We start from the raw sequence: 21,429 nt of genomic DNA on the forward strand, positions 1-21,429 counted from the left end.
CGGCCAGAACCACGTGGTCGTATACCTGCAGCCACACCAAAACGTCCCTGCGCTCCGAAGCGCTCCGCAGAAAAGGAGAAGGATCATGAAGGAGTTCCTGGTCGAGCTCACCACCACCATCCCCGAGGGCACCGACCCGGCCGAGGTCGACCGCCGCCGCGCCGCGGAAGCCGTACGGGCGAAAGAACTGGCCGCAGCCGGCCACCTTGTGCGGCTGTGGCGCCCGGTAGGCGAGCTACGCAGCATCGGTGTGTGGCGCGCCGCCGACGAGGACGAGCTGCGCGAGAAGGTGCTCGGCACCCTGCCGCTTTGGTCATGGATGACCCCGGCGGTCACGGCTTTGGAGTCCCACCCCAACGACCCGGGCAAGGCCGGCACCGCCACTTGAGTCCCACCGTCCCTCCTCCTGCTGGCGCAACAGGGCCCGCGGCGGCAGGAGGCGGCGCTCTTCGCACTCGTCCTGTTGAGGTGGCCTGTTGACCTCAATCGGCGCGGAGTCACCAGCATGCTGTTCTGGGCGCCCGTGATCCGCCTCCCATGAAATGGCCCGTCCGTCCTGCTTGCCGCGTAGCCGGAGTGGCAGCCGTTCGGCTGCCTTCAGCAGAGTGGCGCCTGTCTTCGGGGGCGCCTGGTGCAGCAGTCAATCGCCCTCGTCACTTGGCAGCTTGGAATTTCTCGACCGGTCGTCTAGTTTGGAGTAATAGACCGGTCGGCTAGACCGGGCCCCCATCAGTATCCCGATAATGGAATGGAGACCGCCGCCGTGGCCACTCCTGTCAATCTTGCAATCGTCTACTACTCCTCTACCGGCACCATCGCCGAGATCGCCAAGGAGCTGCGCGACGCCGGTGTCAAGGCCGGTGCCGAGGTCCGCCTGGTGAAGGCTGCCGAGCTTGCCCCGCAAGCGGCCATCGACTCCAACCCGGCCTGGGCGGCCAATCACGCCGCCACCGCGGGCATCCCCGAGGCGACCCCCGAGGACATTGAGTGGGCCGACGCCGTGCTGTTCGGTTCCGCGACCCGTTTCGGCAACCTCTCCGCGCAGCTCAAGCAGTTCATCGACACGCTCGGCGGGCTGTGGGCGCAGGGCAAGCTGGCCGACAAGGTTTACAGCGGCTTCACCTCCTCCGCGACCGCCCATGCCGGCCAGGAGACCACGCTGCAGGCGCTCTACACCAGCGTCCACCACTTCGGCGGCATCGTGGTCGCCCCAGGCTTCACCGACCCGGTCAAGTTCGCGGACGGCAACCCATACGGCACCTCGCACGTGGACGGTCAGGGCACGAACCCGGTGGACGACACCACCCGCGCCGCCGCTCGCCACCAGGCGGAGCGCGTAGTGAAGATCGCCGCGCAGCTCAAGGCCGCCTGACGGCCGCGCCGGGCGAGGGCATGCAGGTCGGCGTCGCCTCTCTCGGCGGCGCCGACCGGCGCTTTCAACCGAGACGCTCCTGCACCCAATGGCCGGTGGTCGCCGCAGGAGATGGAGACTGCAAAATCAGTGGGGAGTGAGCACCATGCGGAAACGTGCGGCGCCGGACAGCATCTTCCGGTACGCCTCATCGACCTGGTCCAGCAGCATGATCTCCGTCATCGGGCGGATCCCGTGAAGGGCGCTGAATGCCATGGTTTCCTGCACGTCCTGAGCTGTCCCGGACGGATGGCCGCGCACGACCCTGCCTTGCATGAGCAGTTGGATCGGGTTGATTCCCAGCGGCTGAGCGTCCGCGCCGACGACCACCAGCTCGCCGCGGTGGGACAGCCCGTCAACGGTCGCCGTGATGGCGTGGGAGTCGGCAGCGGTGGCCAGGACTACCTTGGCGCCGCCGAGAGACTGCAGCGCGTCCGCGACGGTGGTGTCCGCTGTACTGTCGATGTAGTGGTGCGCGCCGAGCTGTTTGGCGAAGTCGGCCTTGTCGGACCCACGGGCGATGGCCACAGTCTCGAAGCCCATGGCGGCCGCATACTTCACCCCCAGGTGGCCTAGGCCCCCGATGCCGAGTACGGCGGCCAGATCGCCCGGCCGTGCGGAACTGCGCCGGAGCCCGTTGTACGTGGTCACCCCCGCGCAGGCCAGGGGTGCCGCGTCGGTCGCCGCCAGCGCTTCGGGGATTCGGGCCAGGGCATCGGCCGGTGCGATCACCACGTCGGCGAAACCACCGTCGTATGCCCATCCCGGGACCTTCAGGTTCTCGCACACGATGAAGTCGCCCTGCCTGCAGGGCGTGCAGTGGCCGCAGCTGCCGCCGAACCAGCCGACCGCCACCTGGTCGCCCACCTGCCAGCCGCCGCTTTGCGTCCCCTCGCCGAGCTCTTCGATGCGACCGGCAATTTCATGGCCGGGGACCACTGGAAACCGGACGCCCGGGAACGCGGCATCGACGAATCCGGCGTCGCTGTGGCAAATCCCGCAGGCGTCTACGGCAATTCGAACGTGGCCGGGGCCAGGCTTCGGTGTCTCACGCTCGATGATCTCGAACGGCCCGCCGGCGGCGGCCACCTGAGCAGCTCGATACGTGCTCATCTCGACCTCTCCTGGATACTGCTAGGAACGACTCCCGGCACCAATCAGACCATGTCCGGCCCTGAGGCGCGCGTGGGCCGGGGCCGGATACGTGGTGCTGGAGCTGAATGCGCAAACGAGCCGTAGCTCTTGCCTTCGGACTGTCGGCCGCTGACTCTCTCCCTTCCTCGGCACCGGCACAAGGCGGCCCACTTCATGTGCCGCCCGGAGGGCTCCCGGCAGGCGGTCTGCGCAGACGAGGCCGGACTGAGCGGAAACTCGCCCTCTGTGCGGCGCCGGGCCCGCCTCGCAGGGCGCCGTCGGTGACCGGCGCAACAGCGAAGTCGGTGTACCAGGCGCCCCACTACGGGTGCCACTATCACTGGTCGCAGCCGTGACCACGAAGCTCTGAGGTGCAACGCCGATCAGGCGTTTGCACTGCTCATTCGCTCTGCAGCGGCGTGAGCTCAGTCAATCCCGGACAGGTGAACGATGGTCTTCGACAGCCGTACTCCGCAGCGGGCCTTGCTCGCCACATGGCCGACCCCGCTTGAACCGGTACCGCGGCTGGCCAGTGCGCTCGGCCTCGGGCAGGACGACCTGTGGATCAAACGCGACGATCTCACCGGCCTGGGGGGCGGCGGTAACAAGATCCGCAAGCTTGAGTGGACCTGCGGCGCGGCGCTGGCCGACGGCGCCACGCACCTGGTGACTACCGGTGCCCCGCAGAGTAACCACGCGCGGCTGACCGCCGCCGCCGGCGCACGCCTCGGGCTCGATGTCGTGCTCGTACTCGCCGGGGCACCCGATTCGTCAACTTCGGGCAACCTGGCATTGGACGGTCTCTTCGGCGCCACGGTCGTTTGGGCCGGCAACGTCGGCGGCGAGGCGCTCGGCTCCATGGCTGAGCAGGCAGCAGAGCAGCTGCGGAGCCAGGGCGCTGTCCCGGCGCTGATTCCCTTCGGGGGTTCCAGCGTGCTCGGTGCGCGCGGTTACGTGGAGTGCGGACGCGAACTCCTCACCCAGGCGCCCGACCTGGCTACGGTCGTCGTCGCGGTGGGCTCCGGGGGCACCATGGCCGGCCTCGTCGACGCGCTGGGTGCCGCGCGTGTGTTGGGCGTGCATTGCGGTGCCGTGAACGAGCCCGGCCGGACTGTGTCCGATCTGGCCTCCGGCCTGTCCGGTACGCGCTGTGCACCGGAGTCGCTGAGATTGCGGCTCGACCAGGTCGGCGACGGCTACAGCGCACTGGCTGAGCCGGTCATGTCCGCCCTGACCCTGGCCGCCCGTACCGAGGGCATCGTGCTTGACCCGATCTACACCGGACGCGCGATGGCGGGCCTGGCCGCAGCGGTCAAGGACGGCGACATCACCCCCGGACAGCGCACGGTTTTCCTGCACTCGGGAGGCCTCCCCGGGCTCTTCGGCCACCCCACGACGCTGGCGAGAGTACAGGCCGCACTCATCGGCGAAGGCTAGAGTCAACGGCCGACCGAACGCTCCGGCGCCCGTCACGGTTCCAGCCATGAGAGCACTGAGGACCTTGGCGCCGTCGACTGGTCGGCGCACGGGTCCGCACATGGAGCCGAGGCGGATGCGTCCCGATCTGACATGTGGCGGTTTCCTCGCCGACGATGACGTGTACGGCTGGCCCATCTGAGAGTCCCTCGCGGGGGACATTCCAGCCGGTGCGCCGCAGCACCGCGTCGCGACCGGCGGCGAGGCAGGTGAAGTTTGCCATCGTGGCACCTGTGGTGAAGCCGACGGCGCTGTCACCCGGCAGGCCGAGCAGATCGAGCAAACACGCGCTCGCGATGTCTTCCGCCGCTGTGTACGCGCGCGAGACGGCGCGCATTACGCAGTTCTGGTCCCAGGCACTGACCAGCCAGTCCGCGGCCAGCGCGGCAGGTTCAGTGCCACCGACCACGAACCCGTAGAAGCGGCCACTGGGAAACGCGGTGAGACCCGGCTCACAGGCCGTGACCAGCAGGTCGACGACTTCGGCGGGCGTGCTCGGACCGTCGGGCAGTTCGACACCGAGCGCGCGCACGATCTCGTCGACCGAAGCGCGGGCGGGAACCCGTCGATCGGACAGGCTCGCCAGCCAGCGGACGGCATGGCCGTATGCCTGTCGGAGCGCCGTCTCGCGCGCGTCCATACCTGGGACTATGAAACAGTCGCCGCCGCCAGGCAAGCCGCGCCCCGGCACGGTACTCCCAAGCCTTTATCACCGGAACTAGTGGGTACGTGAACCGCTGCAGGGCGGGGTCGCCCAGACCGCGGCCCACGAAACACGCAGGTCGCAGGTGTTGGCCTGCTCGGCACCGGTCGCGTTGACCAGGCGCGTGCTTGGCTGGTCAGGGTGCTGAAAAGGGCCGCGGCTACCCGGTGGCCCGCGGTCACCACCGCGCCGGAGTGCGCCTGCCGTCCAGAACTTCAGGCAGCCGTCCACGGAAGGGGCACCTCTCATGCCAGCAGTCACCGGCTTGACGGGTGACGAAGGCTGTGTGAGTGTCGATCCACAACCCCGCAGGGTTGTTCACGAGTCGGTCGGAGCGGGGTCCGCCCTTGCAGCCGGACCGAGGTTCTACACCTCCCTGTCGCCGCCGAATCGACATCCCACGGAACGGAGCGGCAAGTTGCGAAGTATGTTGAAGATCAATAAGGCCCGTTACCTGAGTGCAGCCGTCGGTATGGCTGCTGCCCTCGCCGGTGCCGTCGCGCTTGCCCCGCTGGCATCGGCGGACACGTCGGCCAGCAGCGCGCCCGACACTCGACAGCGCACGGATGTCATCCAGTTGGTGGGCAAGCAGACCCAGATTGAAGACCTCGACCTGGGCAAGCAGGGAATCAGTCTGGGTGATCAGCGCGTCATCGCCGAAGACCTGTACCGTGACGGCGAGAAGGTTGGCGATCACAGCGTGATCTGCACCTATATTCACGTCAACCCGGGAAAGCTCCAGTGTGTGGGCACCTTCGCTCTGCCTGAGGGGCAGTTCAGCGCGCAGGCGCTGCTCCACCTGCCTGCCCCGTCCTTCGTCGATGTCGCCATCACAGGCGGAACGGGCGACTACCGCAACGCCCAGGGCTACGTCCGTACCGTTCCCGCCGGTGAAACGGAGAGGCACTTCACCGTCCACATAAAGCGTTGACGGTCGACTGGCGAAATGCTGTCGCTCCGTCGCTGATGACGCTCTTTGAATTTCCCCACCCGTGCTCAGTTGTGTCCTCAAACCTGCTCAGTTGATCTCCCCATCTATTGAGTGGTCTTGATCGGCGTGTCGAACTGGTGTCGGCGTGTCGTGGAGAGCCTGCGTGTGCTTGACGGTCGGCCTGTTCGGAGGCCCGGATGCTCACGCGGGAGGAAGACGTGGACGCACATGCTCTGCGTCGTCAGGGGTGGACGATCTCGGCGATCGCCCGGCACCTGGGGCGTGACCGCAAGACGATCCGTGCATACCTGAACGGCGAGCAGGAGGCGGGGCAGCGCCGCCTGGCCGCGGACGAGTTCGTGCCGTACTTGGAGTACTGCCGCCAGCGGCTCGCCGACGACCCGCACCTGTGGGCGACCGCCCTGTTCGACGAGATGGCCGAGCTGGGCTACCGGGGCGGCTACTCGACGTTCACTCGTGCCCTTCGCCGGTATGACGTGCGGCCGCACTGCGATCCGTGCCACTCGACGCGGGGTCGTGACGTGGCGATCATCGCGCATCCGCCGGGTGAGGAGATCCAGTTCGACTGGCTTGAGCTGCCGGATCCGCCCGGGGTATGGGGTGTCGGCGGGCATGCGCATCTGCTGGTCGGTGCCCTGGCGCACTCGGGCCGGTGGCGGGCGGTCCTCGCGGAGTCCGAGGACTTCCCGCATCTGGTCCAGGGCCTGGACCAGGTGGTGCGCAAGCTGGGCGGGACGGCCCGCCGGTGGCGCTTCGACCGGATGTCCACGGTCTGCTACCCGTCCAGCGGGCAGGTCACCGCCGCGTTCGCGGGCGTCGCGAAGTACTACGGCGTCGGGGTGGATGTGTGTCCCTCCCGCCGGGGCAACCGCAAGGGTGTCGTAAGAAGGCGAACCACTCGGCCGCTCAGCGCTGGTGGCGAACTGTCCCCGACGATCTGAGCGTCGAGCAGGCCCAGTCCGGCGTCGACAAGCTTGCCGTCCGGATGGACGAGCGCCGCCGCACGGTCGACGGAGCGCGAACCACGGTGGCCGAACTCGCCCAGTCGGAGCCGCTGTTGGGTCTTCCCGCGCTGCCGTTCCCGGCGGAGTTGTCGGTGGAACGGACGGTTACCGCGCAGAGCCTGGTGCCCTTCGAGGGCAACTTCTACTCGGTGCCGCCGGGCCTGCCCGGTGCCCGGGTGACGGTGGTCCGCCGCCTGGGCGAGGACTTCCTGAACATCGTCACCGCGGGGCGGTCCCAAACCCGCCCACCGGCCCGGAGCATCACGCCAAATTACCGCCGAACGCGACCCGTTGGAGCCCGCGGCGACACGGAACTGCCCGCACTGCCAGCAGCCCGTCACGATCGTCGCTCTGCTGGCAACCCCTGAAGCCGCCCGCCCGGCCATGCCGGTCCGCAGCCCGGACATCATCCCGCTGCGGAGGACTCCGTGATCAGCCTCTTCGACAACGGCCAGCTCGACGAGCTGGTCACGCGAACCCACAGTGAGGGCATCACCGACCTGGCCGCCGCGGCCCTGATCGAGCACGGCGGGAGGTTCCTCCTCATCGAGGCCGCCGCCCCCGACTTCGACACCCCGCCCGCCTGGGAACTGCCCACCGGCAGCGTCTGGGCCGGCGAAACCCTGGTCATGGGCATGCACCGCGTCCTGGCCGAGCACTTCGGCTTCTCATCCGCCAAGGTCGACCGATACCTCGGCCACAACGACCACCTCCACGACCACGGCAAGATCACCCGAGTCTTCGTCTTCGCCGTCACCGTCGAACACCCCGACAGCATCTGCCAGAGCGCCCACCTCGGACACCGCTGGATCAACAGCATCAGCATCTCGAACACCGTCAACGACATCGACGGCATACTCCGCGTCTACTACGCCGACAACACCTGACCGTCACCGATCCCCAGGGGCCGCCGACCTGACGGTCGGCGGCCTGGCCTTGCGCCTGTCCGGCGGATCATGTGACTACTAGGCTGCGACGATGGAACGCTTAACCGATGTGCCCGAGAGTTTCGCCCAGTCTGCAGATCCGGCCCGGGTGAATGACTACGACAGTTTCGCCGAGGCGTACTCGGCGGAGAACGAGAACAACCTCGTGAACGCGTACTACGAGCGGCCCGGGATGTTGGCCCTCGCCGGAGACGTGGCCGGCCGTCGGATCCTGGACGCCGGCTGTGGCTCAGGCGCCCTCTCCGCTGCACTGCGCGACCGCGGTGCGGTCGTCACCGGCATCGACGCCAGCGCCGGGATGCTGGCGTTGGCAAGACGGCGGCTGGGTGACGACGTGGCCCTGCACGTGGTCGACCTGAGCGACCGCTTGCCGTTCGACGACGGTGCGTTCGACGACGTGGTCGCGTCGCTGGTGCTGCACTACCTGGAGGACTGGGGGCCGACGCTGGCCGAGTTGCGGCGAGTGATCAGGCCCGGCGGCCGGCTGATCGCGTCGGTGGACCACCCTTTCGTGGCCTACATGATCCAGGATCCTCGGCCTGACTACTTTGCGACCACCAGCTATACCTTCGACTGGACGTTCAACGGGCAGTCCGCCCCAATGAGGTTCTGGCGCAGGCCGCTGCACGCGATGACTGATGCCTTCACCACCGCCGGCTTCCGTCTTTCCGCCATCAGCGAGCCGCAGCCCGACCCAGCCGCCCGTGAGCTGTTCCCCGACGACTTCCATGCCCTTTCGACCAAGACCTGCTTCCTCTTCTTCGTCCTTGAGGTACCGCCGTCGGCTGCGGGCTCGGACGAGTAGCCAATCGGCGGATCACGAGCGGAGCCAGAGTCGGATCGAGGCGACGCCGAGGCAGACCCGGCACGGCGCGAGTTCCTGGAAGCGTTCCCGGAGGACTTCGGACTCCTTGGGGACACGGTCTGACCACTCTTCACGAGTACAGCAGCATGCTCGTGCTCCCCACCCTCCCCACATCGTTCAGAACCGGAACAAGTGGGGAGAACGAGCAGCTCTGGCCGTTTTCAAAGAGTCTCATCATCGCTCGCTGCTGACTGCATCGTGGGTGCAGGCCCGGCCGGCAGTGTGCTCGCTCGGCGCGTTTGTCCGAAGACAGCAGGGCGCCCGTCCTGCTGCTGGACGGCGGGCAGCGCTCAGGAGCCTGCGATGACGTCCGTTCCTTCCGCGGACCACGCTCCTGAGTACGCCACGCAACTGGGGGAGCGCGCCACCGAGCAAGCGTCCATGGGGTTCACCCGTGGGCACCGCTCCAGCTACGACGCCCGGGGCACTTCCCGAGCGAAGGGGTGGGGCTGCGACGGCCTGGTGCCGCATGAAGCGCAGCGAACGCGCTGAAGGCTGTAACGCGCAGGCGCACGGCCAGGACTGAGCCGCTTCCAACCTGGTGGCGGTGACGGGTAGTTGGTGGGCTGTACGAACAGGCGAAGCTCCTTGTACACGGGTTCACGGCCAAGATCACCCGTGTCTGCCAGGAGCTTCGTGTGCTTGTCTACCCGTCGGCCATCGATCTGTCCACCGCGAGCCTGCGGCACCTCGCCCACGAACTGTCCGCCCACCGGCACGGGCTCGGTACGCGGTGGCGGCGGCTCACGCCGGGCGGCCAGGCCCTGCTGGTCCTTGCGCATCTGCGCTGCGGGGACACCTGCGCCCAGCTGGCCGCAGGGTTCGGCATCGGGATCGCCACCGTCCACCGCTACGTCCGCGAAGCGATACTGGTCCTGGCCGCGCTCGCTCCCAGGCTGGCTCAGGCGATGCGGGCCCGAGCCGCCTGGCCTTCGTGATCCTCGACGGAACGCTGCTGGCGATCGACCGCATCGCCGCACACCCCGTACTACTCCGGCAAACACAAGCGCCTCGGCATGAACATCCAGGTCCTGACCGATCCGTTCGGACGGCTGTTGTGAGCCTCGCCCGCGCTGCCCGGTTCCGCCCACGACCTGACCGCCGCCCGCACCCACGGCATCGTCGACGCGCTCGCCGAGACCGGGCTCAAGTGCTGGGCCGACAAGGCGTATCAGGGAGCCGGCCATCCGATCCGCGTCCCGTTCCGGGGCCGAAAACTCAAGCGGTGGAAGCGTCAGCACAACCGCACCCACGCCAAGATCCGCTGCGTCGGCGAACAGGCCATGGCCACCCTGAAAGGCTGGCGACTCCTGCGAAAGCTCCGCTGCAGCACCAACCGCATCACCGACCTCGTCAAGGCCGTCCTCGCCCTTCACCACGCATCAGCATGAGGTTGGAAAAGGCTCACTGTCTGCTGAGGCCGGCTCCCACCCGTCGGCCGATTCCAGCCCTGACGGCCTGTCTGGAGGTCGTTGTCGAAGTCGGGTTCCCCTCGACACTATCTCCGTCCCGGTCGGGCGCAGAACATCCGAGTGGTGACGGACGCACTCGTCCGCCGTGTTCTGGTCGAGGGTGATCAGTGCACTGGCGTCCTCTATCGAGCCGAGCGGGGCGAAGAGGTCACCGCCCGGGCGATCTGCGCGGCAGTCCTGGCGGCCGGTGCCATGGGCACCCCGCACTCGCTGATGCTGTCCGGCATCCCCTCGCAGAAGCCGCTGCGACCAAGGGCGTTCACGCGTTCCACCACCTGCCGGGAGTCGACGCCCACCCGCAGGATCACGTCGAGGCCAGTGTGGTGTACTCCGCTGCCCGGCCCATGCCGGCGCCGAAGAACGACCCCGGCGAAACGTTCGGCCTGCTACGCAGCTCGGACGCGGAGGGCAGCGCGTAGAACACGTTGAAGACGGCGGCCAACGGCTGAGGGGCGCGGGACGCGGGCACAGGCCAGGCCCAGCGGTATGGCAGTCAACAGGGCGAGCAGGACCGGGCGATTACTGTCGCGGCATGGTCAACCGTTAGGTGCCTAGGTATCCGAGGTGGTCGCCGATCCAGCTCCAGCCCATCAGCGGTTCACCGTCCACGGCTGACGACCTGCCCCCGATGGGTGAGCGCGTTGAGGACGGCGGCCCGGTTGGCGGTGTCGACGGCGTGGCCCGCGGCGTCCACCGCGACGGCCGGACCGGCCGTGGAGAGCACGGCCGCGTCCAGCGCGTTGCGCAGTCTGTGGTCAGGATTCTGCGCGCTGTGGCAGCCGCCGGTTCGGGCGCGGGAAGTGACAGGTGTAGCCGTCTGGGTAGCGTCGCACGTAATCCTGGTGTTCCGTCTCGGCCCAGAACGCGTCGGCCGGTACGACTTCGGTCACTACCCTCCCAGGTCACATGCCCAATGCCTCCACATCGGCGATGGTGTCCTCAGCGACGCGGCGCTGCTCATCGTCCGGATAGAAGATGGCGGAGCGGTAGCTGAGGCTGAAGTCGTTTCCTTGCCGGTTCTTCGTGGTCGGGCCACCGTGTCCGCTCATGACCACCCCGCGGAAGGTTCCGGCCATCCGGCGTAGTTGACTGCGCTGGTCGACCGGGCGCTTCGGAACCTGTCCGAGACCGGCCGGGTGTCGGACGGACGGTGTCGATCGGTCTGTTCGAGTGGGCCCATTGCAGGTGACATGGTGTGCCCACCTCTCCGGGTGCCTCCTGCGCGTGCGGGGCGCAGGGTTGGTGTGTGGAAGCAGGTCCCGCACTCCGGACCCGCACCGACGGGTGCGGGTCCGGAGCCGGGGTGTTGCGGGACCTGCCGCTTGAGGAGGCCGGGTTAAGGGCCGGCCGGCTCTCGGTGAGGTCAGACCGCAGTGGCGTTGATGGTGACGGGGATGTTGCCGCGCGTGGCCTTCGAGTAGGGGCAGAGCTGGTGGGCAGCGTTGGCGAGCTCGGTGGCCTGGTCCTGGTCGACGCCGCCGAGTTCGAGGTTGAGGACGGCGGCGAGGGAGAACTCGCCGTCGTTGTGGTTCAGGGTGATCTCAGCGTTGATCTCGGTGCTGGCCAGCTTGACCTTACGGTCGGCGGCGGCACGACGGACGGCGCCGAGAAAACAAGAGGCCCAGCCGGCGGCGAAGAGCTGCTCAGGGTTGGTGGCGGTGCCGGCCCCGCCGAGCTCCTTCGGGAGAGACAAGCTGGTCTCCAGCAGGCGGTCGTTGGACTGGACGCGGCCGCCATTGCGGCCCTCGCCGGTGACGTTCACAACGGCGGTGTAGCTGTTCGACATTGCATGTCCTCTTAGGGAAGTTACGACGTTACGGGTCTGGTGAGTCGAGAAACCGTCTTGACAGGGACCTCGTCTTTCGTCACCCGTTCAAGCGGTGACTAAATAGTGGCAACCTAATCGTCACCTGTCAAGATGGTGACGTCATGAGTGCAGACGACCGGTGACTTCTGGACCAGTCGGCATCTCCAGCAATGCCGTCACAGGCCGAGTGGGAGAGCAATCGGGTCGAGGCGCATGCGCCTGCAGCACCATGCCGACCCCGAACGTGAGGGAGCGGTGGCCCGCCCCGCACAACTTTGGGCGACCCGCATCGTCGGTCGAACGGACGTGCGGCTGCCCGCTGGCCGCGCGGTTCCCCAGCGCTGCACTGCGTCATACCGGGTCTGTGGCCGGACGAGCCCAGCAGACTGGTTGGTGGGCGTCAGAAATGGTCCACATCGATCACGGCCTGGGCGAAAGCAGTGGGCGCCTCTTGGGGCAAATTGTGACCGATGCCAGTCAGTGTGCGGTGCTCGAGGTGATCGGGCAGGTCACCGTCGGAGGCATCCTGCCGCAGCCGCAGCCGCACCTGCGCCGCGGCTCCGTCGGATCCTGGATCGCCAGCGTCGCCCAGAATCAAGGGCACGCCGGGCACGCCGTCGGGCTTGTACTCCGGGTGATGACGGACGAACTCGGGTTGCACCGCGCCGAGGCGTCCACCAATCTGGAGAATCTGCCGTCGCAGCGGGTGCTGCGCCGCAACGGGTTCAGCCCGTACGGCGTCGCGCACTCCTCGATCTTTCTCGACGGGAGCTGGCGGGACGGGCTGCTGTGGGAGCGAGTCCTCGGCGACTAGCTGATCATCTCAGAATGAGTTCGCTTGTAGGGCTTGGCAGTTGGGGTTGGTGGCGGCAGAGTTGTGCGGGTTTCGGATGATCTTGTGCCTGATGACCTGTGGGTACGGGTAGCCCCATTGCTGTCTCCGCTGACGTCGGCTGCCGACGGACGACCGGGCTGCCCTGCGTGGGATCGTTTACGTGCTGCGCAAGGGCGTGAGCTGGGCGGATGTGCCCACGGAGCGGATCGGCTGCAGCGGAGTGACGGCCTGGCGGCGTCTGCGGGACTGGACCGAGGCCGGTGTGTGGCCCCGCCTGCACGAGATCCTTCTGGCAGAACTGCGAGCGGCGGGCCTGCTGGACATGGACGACGCGGCGGTCGACGGCTCGCATGTCAGAGCCCTCAAGGGGGGCTCACGCCGGACCTTCGCCGGTCGACCGCGCACGTCCGGGCAGCAAGCACCACCTGATCACCGACCGGCACGGCACCCCCTTGGCCGTCTCGCTGACCAGCGGAAACCGGCACGACGTCACCCAGCTGATGCCCCTGGACGCGATACCCCGCATCCGCGGTGTGCGCGGGCGGCCGCGTCATCGGCCGGCCCGGCTGTTCGCCGACCGCGGCTACGACTTCGACAAGTACCGCCGCCTGCTCCGAGCTCGGGGGATCACACCGAAGATCGCTCGCCGCGGCGCCTCGCACGGATCCGGCCTGGGCAAGACCCGCTGGGTCGTCGAGCGGACCTTCGCCTGGCTCCACCGGTTCAAGCGGCTCCGGATCCGCTACGAGATACGCGCCGACCTCCACCTGGGCCTCCTCCAACTCGCCTGCAGCATCATCTGCTTGCGACGACTCAGAACCTCATTCTGAACTGTGGGATGCCCCGTTCGCATCGTCCAGCTGCCGGTGCGGGCGCCCGTCTTGGAATCAACCTCAGCCGCTGGAGCCAGAGGACACAGTGGCCGCAGTCACCGCACCCGGCGCTGCGAGTCGGTTGGTTAACCGGAGCTGGCAGAGTTGAACCCGCCGCCGACGAGGGTCGATCGGCCCGTTTCGTAGGCGCTGCCGTCGGAGCAGGAATGCGACCACGTTGGCCGGGGTGGCCGGACCACGGCGCGGCTGTACTTGCTGAACGCCAAGATGGCCGCGAGGTCGGCAGTGCCCGCGGGGTGTTTTGCCGAGATGGGAACCGGCGGGCAGCACGACGGCGATGTGCGAATGCCTGGACGACCGCCTCCATCAGCGGTAGGTCCTGTGTCAGCTGAACTCGACGTGGTCGACGTCGATGGTGACGAGCTCGATATCAGGCACCACTACTCCATCTTCTCCCAGCGGGTGAACGCGGCGCCGGGTGGGGACCATGATTCCCTCGAAATTCTTGTGGTCGAAGCAGTAGTGCGCGGCCGGCCCGGCATTGAGAACTTCGGCCGTGTAGTCGTGCCTGCGGAGCAACCCTTCCTGATCGAAGTAGAACGTCTGCTCCCGGCAATGCGTGGCGATTTCGTCGGGAAAAGTGACCTTGAGCCGGTTCCAACTTTGTCCGTCCTCGATCACGGGGGGCAGTTCTTCGGTCCGGAACCCGGGCGAGGTGAAGGTGAAGGGAGACGTCAGGTACGTCCACATCGCATAACCGGCGAAGTAGGCGACATGCAGGTCATCCCACGGGGTTTCGAGATCGTGGCCCGCGAACGCGGCTCTGGGGTCGAAGCGTTCGGCCACCAGTTGGCCGGCGTCACTCTCCACGGCCACCCGCTGGGCGGTAAAGGAGGTGTGAAGCCCAGGCGCGGTGAAGGGGTAGTGACTCGCGTGTTGTCGGCGCAGGTCGACTCTTACAGCAGCCTTGTCGAATATCCCGTCCTGACCCTTCATCGCCCACAGAGCCCCTCCGGAGCGGAAGTGGACGGTAGCTGAACTGTACTGCGCATAGCGGTCCAGACCGCCGTGGGCATTGATGACAGTGGTCGCGAGGTCGCTCATGGCAAGGTCCTCCTGGTCGTGTGCCGCCGCCTGGACGAGCGACACGGGTGTAAGTCGACCGATCATCTAGACCATAATGACCGGTCGTCTTGAAGTCAACGGGTGGCGGTCGAGACTGGGGCCGCCCACGTCTTGCCCGTCAGTATGCCCGGAATGCGGTGCTTAATGACTGTACGTGCGGCATCATCGTTATGCCTCACCATTCTCGCAGGAGGACGGATGGCGAGCGGTCATTTGGTGTAGCAGCGGCGCTTGCTGCGTTGCGGGGGTAAGCCCAGGTCGGACCGACCGAGAGGGCGGGCAGGGTGTAGTCTGCGAGATGATCGCCCATTTTGTGCATCGGGAGGCCGGACAGTGGCTAGGCCCAGTCTGCGTGAGAATCTCATCGTGGCAGCCGTTGAGCAGTTTCACGCCCATGGCTATGCGGCAACTGGCGTGAAGGACATCACCGATGCCGCTGGGGCTCCCAAGGGGTCTTTCTATAATCACTTCGTGAGCAAGGAAGCCCTGGCCGTCGTGGCCTTGGAGCGTTACGGCTCCAGCCGCCGGTTGGGCAGCCTGCGTGACAAGTCAGTTGCGCCGCTGACCCGGCTGCGTCGGCACTTCGAATTCCTGCGTGACGAGAATATCGGTGCCGATTTCAATCGCGGCTGCCTGGTGGGTGATCTCGCCGTCGAGGTCGCCGACCACAGCGAGGCGCTGCGCGCGTCGGCGCACAAGAGCTTTGAAGCCTGGACCGATGCCCTTGCCTTCGCCATCACCGAGGCTCAGCAGGCGGGCGATGTGTCCAAGACCCTGGATGCTTCCACCTTGGCGCGCTTCGTGCTCAGCGCATGGGAAGGAACACTCGTTTCTTCCAGGACTGACCGTTCGGCCAGGGCGTTCGAAGCCTTCTTTACGGTCGTTTTCGGCGTGATCCTGCGATGAGGGCAGCCGACTCAGAGGTACTCACCAACCGATCAGTTCAGCTGTGGCGGGGGGACTGTCAGACCGTCGGTGATCTTGGGCCTGACGGTGGGAACCTAGTCCAAACCTAGTCCCGCTGCATTCGTCTCGTCCGCTGGCCATGAGGCTCGTCAATGGTCTGGCCGCAATGGCCGGATGGGGGCAGAAGCTGCCTATGCCGTCGGGACGCTCCCCTCGCGGAAGCGGCTTCGGTGTTGCCTGTGGACCCGGCGCGTTCCCCGGCAAGCGCCGGCGTCACCGTCCTCTCGGGGCGATCGCCTCATTCCCCGCGGCGCTGAGGGCCGGCCGTCGCCCCGCTCGTCGTGATCGTTTTGGCCGGGAAGCGCGGACGCTGCGGCCCGCATCCTCCAAAGCCGCGTGTACGGCTCCGAGTTATGCGGGGCAGTCGAGCATGCCGCTCGGCAACTTGCACGCCCGAGGCCTGCGCATCGGCCTGGGTGACCTGACCGTCGGACTCGCCCGACGTGGCCGCCCCTCCACTGCCCGATGGTGCTCGTGCGGCAGTCAGGGTCGTGTCCGATCGGGACCTCGGGAGCGTTCATGGGCGAGAGCTCACGCGCGGGGTGACGCGTGCCTTTCTGCAAGCAGAGCATTGCATGCGCAATCGTCACCTGTCAGAATAGTGACATGGAACATGCCTTTCCCGCCGGAAGCCCGGCGCTCGACTTCGCGGGAACGCTGCGCGTACGGCGCAGTCCCAGCCCCCGGGAGATGCTCCACTCGCCGGAGAGCCTCACCTCGTGGTTCCGCGAGTGTGGAATCACCGAAAGTGACATCGCCTGTGAGCCGTTCGATGTCCGCGAGGCGGTGGCTCTGAGGGAGGCGATCTATCAGCTGGTCATCGCGAAGATCACTGGCGAGGGCTATGACCAGGAAGCGCTGAGTCTGGTGAATGACGCGGCACGCCGGCCAGCTCCTGTTCCGCAGCTCACTGCGGATGGACGCCGCATTGAAGCCACTGTTCAGCAGGCGTTTTCCTATGTCGCCCGGGATGCCATCGCAGTCCTCAGCGGGCCAGAGGTACCGCTACTCAAGGAATGCGCGAATCCCGACTGCACCCAGATCTACATCGATCATTCCCGGGGGGCGCGCCGGGAGTGGTGCAAGATGGATCCGTGCGGCAACAGGATCAAGGCTGCGGCCTACCGGGCACGCAAGCGCGCGAGTGAACAGACAGCGATCTCCGCGAGCTCAGGGTAGTAAGGCTGTACGACCACATTCTGTGGCCCCCCATCTGTTGAGTGACGGCGAGGCGCGGTAAGTGCTTGGCTTGGCGATCGCGCTATGTCGAAGCACCGGAGGGGCGTGGAGCTCAGCCGGGCGCTAACTGGTCCCCAGGCTCTGCCGCGAACTTTTCGGCTTCTGTCGGCCTGGGACTCAGCCATCCATTGAGTAAATCACCCTCTTGACGGGTGACGCGGAACCTGCAAGCATCAGGCTCCGTTGAGCCGGTGACGTCTGCGTGTCCCGTCCCGACGAAGGAGGACAGGCCCTGGCCCGCGTCCGGATGGAGCGTCCGGGCGGTTCCGCTGCGGTACCACTCTCGGGTCCGTGAAGTCACCAGGAAGCATCTCGCTCCTGATCCTGTTCAAGGGATGGGGCGGCTGCCATCAAGTGCGGTGCATCACCGCACTGAGGAGGCGTTGAAATGGAACAGGAACGTAAGGCCACGGAAGCAGCCCAAATGGTGCGTCAACTGCGGTTCTCGCAGCTGCCGGAGCGCATCCGGTTGGAAGACACGGTTGAAGAGCGGCCGGCCGTGGCGCAGGATCCGGCGAGAGACGCATACAACCCGGATGAGTGGCTCGTGCGTAATTGCCTGTGAGCCGACGCCAGCACCTATTCGACCGGCCCTCCGCGTCCTAGTCATCGTGAGCCGCGACCGCCCGGCAAACCCCCAGGCTCGGGAAGCGATGCAGTGCGTGGACCGTGCCCGAGGCTGGATTGCTTATCTCGGCGCAGCATCCAGAGCTGACCCCAAGTCGTCAAACGATCAACATTTCTCCTAGGGAGACCGCTGTGCAGATCCCGAAAGTCTTGATCAAGCTGTCGTCCATAACGGCTGCAGGGGTGATCGCCTTGGGCTGCTTCTTCCAGGTCTTCTAGCGGTCTCCTCCCGCGGCCGTCACATCAGCGGGTGCCAGGCATCCGTCGGACAGTGAACCGGAAAGTGCTGCCGACGGCCCTCGGTGCCCGGAAGAACGCAGCGCGTTTCACCGACATCCGCAAGCCAGGGTGGCCGTTGGACTGCTCACCGGAAGGTGACCGACGGGTTCTTGTTCCGGATCCGCACGGGTGTCCCGTGGCGGGACCTGCCGGAGCGGTTCGGATGTTGGAAGTCCGTGCATGAGCGCCACCGCCCGTGGTCAGCGGACGGCACCTGGGAAAGGATCCTTCAGGCCGTCCAGGCCGATGCTGACGCCGAGGGACCCGTCGACTGGAGCATGGTGAGCGTGGACTCCACCTCGTGCAGGGCCCACCAGCTTGCCGCTGGAGCACCGCGGAGAGTGCCACGGGTTCCGAAGGGAAGATCAACGCCTCGGCAGCACCGGCCCTGACGAAGGACTCGGATGCTCGCGGGGTGGTCTGACCTGCAAGCACCTTGCCGGGGAGGGGGCGGCCCCAACCGCTGGCCCTGCTACCAACTCCCGGCAGTGAGGCGACAGCCCGCAGCTGATCCCCGTCCTCGCCACGCGCTATGACAAGCGCGCCTATGTCTTCCACGACACGGTCACAGTGGCCTCGATCCGCCTCTGGCTCATGCCGTCATAGAGCCTGCTTCCAGGGCGTCTGCCTGCCTAGTCAGGTCTGCTGCGATGTCGTCCCAATCCGGTCCGTGCAACCACAGGTTCTCGGCAGCCTCTCGCATCAGCGCCGGTTCGTCCGGCCGCTGCAAGAGCACCAGCCGATAGGACAGATTGCGGACCCAGACCGGCAGGAGCCCTCAACGACCTGCGGGCACAGCTCACGCAGGATCGAATCCGCGGCAGCGAATGTCAGCTCCTCCACGAGTAGCGCTCCCGGTGGTCGCGGTCGCACTCCGGCGGGGTCGGTACTCGTCTCCGAATCCTGGAGCCTGCGACGCCTTGATCCGCCGGATAGAAACTAGGCCTTCGGCTCGGCCGTTTTCGGCCGTGCGCTGGGTCCCGGCCGGCGCTCGACTTCTTGGTTCGAGGCGATCGGATGGCCTTTTTCGCACATCAATGCCACATGCACGGGTGCTCCACATGCGTGGTGTGTAGCCAGTACCGCCGGCCCCTCGGGGTCGGCAAGGTACTTGTCGCCCCACTGGCGCAGGGCGCTGAGCACTGGATAGAGATCGCGGCCCTTCTCGGTGAGTACGTACTCGCTGCGCCGGCGCCGACCGGGTTCCTGGTACGACCGCTGCTCCAGCAGACCGTTTGCCACGAGGTGTTCGAGGCGCTCGCTCAGAACCGAGCGGGAGATGTCCAGGTGGTCCTGAATGTCGCTGAAACGTCGAACGCCCCGTACGGCCTCGCGGAGGATCAACAGCGCCCACGGCTGCCCAACGAGCCCGACGGCCCGGCCGATGGAGCAGTTTGAGACGTCCTGATCGAGGTATTCCATGTCCTGATTCTATCTGGGTTCGCATGAAGAACTTAGCTTGCTAGGGTGGCGACGCTGAGTCTGAAATCCAGACTCAGCCAGGAGGAAGGGACTGCTCATGGCGAGCCACGCCGCTGCGGCGACTGCCACCCGGACGGGCAAGAACGCCCCGATGTCCCAGGGGGCGACGGGGCGTCGGATCGGCTTCATCGTTGCCTGTCTCGGGCAGATGGCGATGTTCGTCAACATCACACAGACCACGGCGACCCTGGCGCCGCTCCAGCAGGATTTGCACGTCTCCGGTCCTGCCCTGGTCTGGATCGCCAGCATCTACTCCATGGTGGTTGCCAGCTTCGTTCTGTCCGCCGGAACGGTCGGCGACATCGTCGGCCGCCGCCGGATCTTCGCCCTGGGCGCGCTGCTGCTGGGCACCGGAAGCTTGATCGTCTCTGTGTCCGCCGGGCCGGTCGGCGTCATCGCAGGGCAGGCGATCATGGGGCTCGGTGGGGCCATGATCCTCCCCAACAGCCTGTCGATCGTCACGCACATGTTCACCGATGCGCATGAGCGGACCAAGGCGGTAGGCATCTGGGTCGCGGTCTCCGGCATCGGCCTGGCGTTCGGTCCGATCGCGGCAGGACTGATCCTCGAGCGCTTCTCCTGGCATGCCGTGTTCCTGGTCAACGTGGCCCTCACGGTCGTCGTGCTGTTGCTCACGCCCCGCTTCGTCGCGGAGAGCCGGCACCCTGGCCGTCATCTCGACCCGCCGGGCCTCGTGCTGGCGGTAGCGGCCATCGGATTCCTGAGCTTCGGCCTCATAGAGGGCGGCCACGTGGGGTTCGGGACACCCATGGCCGTCGGGGCGTTCGCAGTCGCCGCGGTGTCGCTCGTGACGTTCATCCTGTTCGAAGCCCGCACCCGTACGCCGATGCTGAACTTGCGCCTGTTCCGCAGTCCGTCATTTGCCACGGCCAACGTCATCGCGCTGGTGGGTCAGTACGGGTTCGTGGGCGTGGCGTTCGCCCAGGTGCTGTATTTCGAAACGGTCCGGCACGAGTCGATCCTCAGCGCCGGTCTTCTCCTGCTGCCTCTGATGCTCTCGTACATCGTGGTCAGCTACGTGGCAGCCCAGGTCGCGCGCCGTTTCGGTTTCAAGGCGACCTTGGGGGGCGGTTCACTGCTAGCGGCAACCGGCATGCTGCTCATGACCGCTCAGAGTCCGGCCACAAGCTCCGCGACGCTGATCATCCTGATGGTGCTGTGCGGGGCCGGGGCAGGGCTGATTCTTCCCTCAAGCACTGCGGTGGCGGTCATCAGCGTGCCGCACATCGATGGTGGCATGGCCAGTGGGACGGTCAATCTGTTCCGCCAGGTCGGCAGCACGCTTGGGGCGAGTATCACGGTCACCATCCTCACGAGCGGGCTGACGTCACGACTGCGGTCCGAACTGGCCCAGCAGGGCACGCCACCCGCCGTTGCCGACCAGGTGACCCGCGCCATCAGCAGCGGGGCCTCGGCTTCCGCAGCCCCTGCTGGTCTGCGTGAAACCGTTGCGGCGGCTATTGGCGACGCGTTCACCGGTGCCCTGCACATGGCTGTCCTGATCCCGGCTGTGGGCATTCTCGCGGCCGCTGCGGCAGCCGTTGTCCTCATCCGCAACCGCCCCGCCCACACCTGATCTCTCCAGATATGACAAGGAGTCACGATGTCCGAAGCTTCCGAACCGCCCGCTGCGAAGCTCGCGGTTGACCTCGACCCGGCGCACGCGGGTGAGTTCCTGCGGGCTGTCGGTCTGCACATCGACACGGTGTCCCCGCGCGAGGTCCGGGCCCACCTGGACGTCTCCGAGCGGCACCACACGCCGTGGGGGATCACGCACGGAGGTCTGTATGCGACCGTCATCGAAAGCGTCGCCAGTGTGGGTGCGTCTTATGCGGTGGAGTCCGACGGCGGATTCGCCGTCGGCGTGAGCAACCAGACCGACTTCCTGCGGCCGTACGTCGCCGGCCGCCTCGACGTCCTGGCGACGCCCGTCCAGCAGGGCAAGAGTCTGCAACTCTGGGTGGTCGAGATCAGCGACGGGGACGGCAGATTGATCGCCAGGGGTCAGGTGCGGCTGTTCAACCAAGTGCTGCCCGGGCGCTGAGGGCCACTCGCATTCCGCGCTCGTCGTCCAGGGTGTCGTTGTCCTTTCTCCGCCCTCAGAAAAACGCCTCAGCCGAGCAGCGACGCCGCAGGAGAGCGGCGCGGTACCTCGAACTCTCTTGAAAATCACCTGCAGTGATACGCGTTGGCGCGGTTCATGCGGTCTGTTCGCGCGAGGCGATGGTGACGTCCATGCCGAGGGCAGCGA

22 protein-coding genes and 6 pseudogenes are annotated in these 21,429 nt (G+C 66.8%); 19 read left to right on the forward strand and 9 right to left on the reverse strand.

Annotated features, from left to right (window positions below):
- The first annotated feature begins 85 nt into the window (after positions 1 to 85).
- Together AB0M62_RS30530 and wrbA are read left to right on the forward strand one after the other, a co-directional pair.
- The gene (locus tag AB0M62_RS30530) at positions 86 to 388 is read left to right on the forward strand and encodes a muconolactone Delta-isomerase family protein (protein WP_366077571.1); all 303 of its coding nucleotides are present in this window, start codon (positions 86 to 88) and stop codon (positions 386 to 388) included.
- Between the two features lie 375 nt (positions 389 to 763).
- Entirely contained in the window at positions 764 to 1,372 is a 609-nt protein-coding gene (wrbA, locus tag AB0M62_RS30535) for an NAD(P)H:quinone oxidoreductase (protein WP_366077572.1), read from the forward strand.
- 126 nt (positions 1,373 to 1,498) lie between these two features.
- On the opposite strand, the gene AB0M62_RS30540 is transcribed toward wrbA, so the two are convergent.
- Positions 1,499 to 2,524: an alcohol dehydrogenase gene (locus tag AB0M62_RS30540; protein WP_366077573.1), complete on the reverse strand. Its 1,026-nt coding sequence runs from the start codon at positions 2,522 to 2,524 to the stop codon at positions 1,499 to 1,501.
- A gap of 471 nt (positions 2,525 to 2,995) precedes the next feature.
- Here AB0M62_RS30540 and AB0M62_RS30545 point away from each other — a divergent pair, with 471 nt between their 5' ends.
- A complete protein-coding gene (locus AB0M62_RS30545; RefSeq protein ID WP_366077574.1) occupies positions 2,996 to 3,982 on the forward strand; it encodes a D-cysteine desulfhydrase family protein in 987 nt (328 codons plus the stop codon).
- Here AB0M62_RS30545 and AB0M62_RS30550 read toward each other — a convergent pair.
- Entirely contained in the window at positions 3,966 to 4,661 is a 696-nt protein-coding gene (locus tag AB0M62_RS30550) for a hypothetical protein (RefSeq protein WP_366077575.1), read from the reverse strand. The two genes, AB0M62_RS30545 and AB0M62_RS30550, sit on opposite strands and share 17 nt — an antisense overlap.
- Before the next feature lie 490 nt (positions 4,662 to 5,151).
- Between AB0M62_RS30550 and AB0M62_RS30555 the strand changes: the two genes are divergently transcribed.
- From AB0M62_RS30555 to AB0M62_RS30585, 7 genes and pseudogenes are all read left to right on the forward strand, one after another.
- Entirely contained in the window at positions 5,152 to 5,655 is a 504-nt protein-coding gene (locus AB0M62_RS30555; protein ID WP_366077576.1) for a hypothetical protein, read from the forward strand.
- Between the two features lie 218 nt (positions 5,656 to 5,873).
- Positions 5,874 to 6,617, forward strand: coding sequence for a transcriptional regulator (locus AB0M62_RS30560; protein ID WP_366077577.1), 744 nt, complete (start codon positions 5,874 to 5,876; stop codon positions 6,615 to 6,617).
- Between the two features lie 44 nt (positions 6,618 to 6,661).
- Complete coding sequence (locus AB0M62_RS30565) at positions 6,662 to 7,048, forward strand: hypothetical protein (protein WP_366077578.1); 387 nt, start codon at positions 6,662 to 6,664, stop codon at positions 7,046 to 7,048.
- A gap of 60 nt (positions 7,049 to 7,108) precedes the next feature.
- Positions 7,109 to 7,567 carry an NUDIX hydrolase gene (locus AB0M62_RS30570; protein ID WP_366077579.1) on the forward strand — a complete coding sequence of 153 codons (459 nt, stop codon included), beginning with the start codon at positions 7,109 to 7,111 and terminating at the stop codon, positions 7,565 to 7,567.
- A 91-nt stretch (positions 7,568 to 7,658) separates the two neighbouring features.
- A complete protein-coding gene (locus AB0M62_RS30575; RefSeq protein ID WP_366077581.1) occupies positions 7,659 to 8,432 on the forward strand; it encodes a class I SAM-dependent methyltransferase in 774 nt (257 codons plus the stop codon).
- 698 nt (positions 8,433 to 9,130) lie between these two features.
- Positions 9,131 to 9,883, forward strand: a pseudogene (locus tag AB0M62_RS30580) (transposase family protein).
- A gap of 144 nt (positions 9,884 to 10,027) precedes the next feature.
- A pseudogene (locus AB0M62_RS30585) lies at positions 10,028 to 10,144 on the forward strand (hypothetical protein); the annotation flags it as partial.
- On the opposite strand, the gene AB0M62_RS30590 reads toward AB0M62_RS30585, so the two are convergent.
- The 5 genes and pseudogenes from AB0M62_RS30590 to AB0M62_RS30610 form a co-directional block, all read right to left on the reverse strand.
- Positions 10,087 to 10,272, reverse strand: a complete 186-nt coding sequence (locus AB0M62_RS30590) for a hypothetical protein (protein WP_366077594.1) — start codon at positions 10,270 to 10,272, stop codon at positions 10,087 to 10,089. The pseudogene AB0M62_RS30585 and the gene AB0M62_RS30590 overlap by 58 nt on opposite strands.
- Complete coding sequence (locus AB0M62_RS30595) at positions 10,269 to 10,406, reverse strand: hypothetical protein (RefSeq protein WP_366077595.1); 138 nt, start codon at positions 10,404 to 10,406, stop codon at positions 10,269 to 10,271. The genes AB0M62_RS30590 and AB0M62_RS30595 overlap by 4 nt, the downstream gene beginning before the upstream one ends.
- Positions 10,407 to 10,562: 156 nt before the next feature.
- Entirely contained in the window at positions 10,563 to 10,688 is a 126-nt protein-coding gene (locus AB0M62_RS30600) for a hypothetical protein (protein ID WP_366077582.1), read from the reverse strand.
- Between the two features lie 31 nt (positions 10,689 to 10,719).
- A pseudogene (locus tag AB0M62_RS30605) lies at positions 10,720 to 10,995 on the reverse strand (peptide-methionine (S)-S-oxide reductase); the annotation flags it as partial.
- Positions 10,996 to 11,327: 332 nt separating this feature from the next.
- Entirely contained in the window at positions 11,328 to 11,750 is a 423-nt protein-coding gene (locus tag AB0M62_RS30610; protein WP_366077583.1) for an organic hydroperoxide resistance protein, read from the reverse strand.
- Positions 11,751 to 12,264: 514 nt separating this feature from the next.
- Between AB0M62_RS30610 and AB0M62_RS30615 the strand changes: the two are divergent.
- From AB0M62_RS30615 to AB0M62_RS30625, 3 genes and pseudogenes are all read left to right on the forward strand, one after another.
- A pseudogene (locus AB0M62_RS30615) lies at positions 12,265 to 12,585 on the forward strand (GNAT family protein); the annotation flags it as partial.
- A 196-nt stretch (positions 12,586 to 12,781) separates the two neighbouring features.
- Positions 12,782 to 12,826, forward strand: a pseudogene (locus AB0M62_RS30620) (hypothetical protein); the annotation flags it as partial.
- Between the two features lie 130 nt (positions 12,827 to 12,956).
- The gene (locus AB0M62_RS30625; RefSeq protein WP_366077584.1) at positions 12,957 to 13,436 is read left to right on the forward strand and encodes an IS5 family transposase; all 480 of its coding nucleotides are present in this window, start codon (positions 12,957 to 12,959) and stop codon (positions 13,434 to 13,436) included.
- 387 nt (positions 13,437 to 13,823) lie between these two features.
- On the opposite strand, the gene AB0M62_RS30630 is transcribed toward AB0M62_RS30625, so the two are convergent.
- On the reverse strand, positions 13,824 to 14,588 hold the full coding sequence (locus AB0M62_RS30630; protein ID WP_366077585.1) for a hypothetical protein: 765 nt from the start codon (positions 14,586 to 14,588) through the stop codon (positions 13,824 to 13,826).
- 342 nt (positions 14,589 to 14,930) lie between these two features.
- On the opposite strand from AB0M62_RS30630, the gene AB0M62_RS30635 reads away from it, so the two are divergent.
- The 4 genes and pseudogenes from AB0M62_RS30635 to AB0M62_RS30650 all read left to right on the forward strand — a co-directional run.
- Complete coding sequence (locus tag AB0M62_RS30635) at positions 14,931 to 15,470, forward strand: TetR family transcriptional regulator C-terminal domain-containing protein (RefSeq protein WP_366077586.1); 540 nt, start codon at positions 14,931 to 14,933, stop codon at positions 15,468 to 15,470.
- A gap of 666 nt (positions 15,471 to 16,136) precedes the next feature.
- Complete coding sequence (locus AB0M62_RS30640; RefSeq protein WP_366077587.1) at positions 16,137 to 16,709, forward strand: CGNR zinc finger domain-containing protein; 573 nt, start codon at positions 16,137 to 16,139, stop codon at positions 16,707 to 16,709.
- 448 nt (positions 16,710 to 17,157) lie between these two features.
- Positions 17,158 to 17,334, forward strand: a complete 177-nt coding sequence (locus AB0M62_RS30645; RefSeq protein ID WP_366077588.1) for a hypothetical protein — start codon at positions 17,158 to 17,160, stop codon at positions 17,332 to 17,334.
- A 406-nt stretch (positions 17,335 to 17,740) separates the two neighbouring features.
- Positions 17,741 to 18,281 (forward strand): annotated as a pseudogene (locus tag AB0M62_RS30650) (transposase); the annotation flags it as partial.
- Positions 18,282 to 18,614: 333 nt separating this feature from the next.
- On the opposite strand, the gene AB0M62_RS30655 reads toward AB0M62_RS30650, so the two are convergent.
- The gene (locus AB0M62_RS30655; protein ID WP_366077589.1) at positions 18,615 to 19,097 is read right to left on the reverse strand and encodes a helix-turn-helix domain-containing protein; all 483 of its coding nucleotides are present in this window, start codon (positions 19,095 to 19,097) and stop codon (positions 18,615 to 18,617) included.
- A 97-nt stretch (positions 19,098 to 19,194) separates the two neighbouring features.
- Here AB0M62_RS30655 and AB0M62_RS30660 point away from each other — a divergent pair, with 97 nt between their 5' ends.
- Both AB0M62_RS30660 and AB0M62_RS30665 read left to right on the forward strand, forming a co-directional pair.
- Positions 19,195 to 20,754: an MFS transporter gene (locus AB0M62_RS30660; RefSeq protein WP_366077590.1), complete on the forward strand. Its 1,560-nt coding sequence runs from the start codon at positions 19,195 to 19,197 to the stop codon at positions 20,752 to 20,754.
- 27 nt (positions 20,755 to 20,781) lie between these two features.
- On the forward strand, positions 20,782 to 21,222 hold the full coding sequence (locus AB0M62_RS30665) for a PaaI family thioesterase (protein WP_366077591.1): 441 nt from the start codon (positions 20,782 to 20,784) through the stop codon (positions 21,220 to 21,222).
- The last annotated feature ends 207 nt before the right edge of the window (positions 21,223 to 21,429 follow it).

This window comes from Streptomyces sp. NPDC051219 (assembly GCF_040682335.1).
In the GTDB taxonomy this organism is placed as follows: domain Bacteria; phylum Actinomycetota; class Actinomycetes; order Streptomycetales; family Streptomycetaceae; genus Streptomyces.

Bases quoted from the DNA above. Each gene is read 5' to 3' on its own strand.
- AB0M62_RS30545 (WP_366077574.1), top strand. From the start codon at position 2,996: ATGGTCTTCGACAGCCGTACTCCGCAGCGGGCCTTGCTCGCCACATGG.
- AB0M62_RS30550 (WP_366077575.1), bottom strand. From the start codon at position 4,661: ATGGACGCGCGCGAGACGGCGCTCCGACAGGCATACGGCCATGCCGTC.
- AB0M62_RS30655 (WP_366077589.1), bottom strand. From the start codon at position 19,097: ATGGAATACCTCGATCAGGACGTCTCAAACTGCTCCATCGGCCGGGCC.
- AB0M62_RS30645 (WP_366077588.1), top strand. From the start codon at position 17,158: ATGGAACAGGAACGTAAGGCCACGGAAGCAGCCCAAATGGTGCGTCAA.
- AB0M62_RS30575 (WP_366077581.1), top strand. From the start codon at position 7,659: ATGGAACGCTTAACCGATGTGCCCGAGAGTTTCGCCCAGTCTGCAGAT.
- AB0M62_RS30660 (WP_366077590.1), top strand. From the start codon at position 19,195: ATGGCGAGCCACGCCGCTGCGGCGACTGCCACCCGGACGGGCAAGAAC.
- AB0M62_RS30610 (WP_366077583.1), bottom strand. From the start codon at position 11,750: ATGTCGAACAGCTACACCGCCGTTGTGAACGTCACCGGCGAGGGCCGC.
- AB0M62_RS30665 (WP_366077591.1), top strand. From the start codon at position 20,782: ATGTCCGAAGCTTCCGAACCGCCCGCTGCGAAGCTCGCGGTTGACCTC.
- AB0M62_RS30640 (WP_366077587.1), top strand. From the start codon at position 16,137: ATGGAACATGCCTTTCCCGCCGGAAGCCCGGCGCTCGACTTCGCGGGA.
- AB0M62_RS30565 (WP_366077578.1), top strand. From the start codon at position 6,662: ATGGACGAGCGCCGCCGCACGGTCGACGGAGCGCGAACCACGGTGGCC.
- AB0M62_RS30625 (WP_366077584.1), top strand. From the start codon at position 12,957: ATGTCAGAGCCCTCAAGGGGGGCTCACGCCGGACCTTCGCCGGTCGAC.
- AB0M62_RS30540 (WP_366077573.1), bottom strand. From the start codon at position 2,524: ATGAGCACGTATCGAGCTGCTCAGGTGGCCGCCGCCGGCGGGCCGTTC.
- AB0M62_RS30530 (WP_366077571.1), top strand. From the start codon at position 86: ATGAAGGAGTTCCTGGTCGAGCTCACCACCACCATCCCCGAGGGCACC.
- AB0M62_RS30555 (WP_366077576.1), top strand. From the start codon at position 5,152: ATGTTGAAGATCAATAAGGCCCGTTACCTGAGTGCAGCCGTCGGTATG.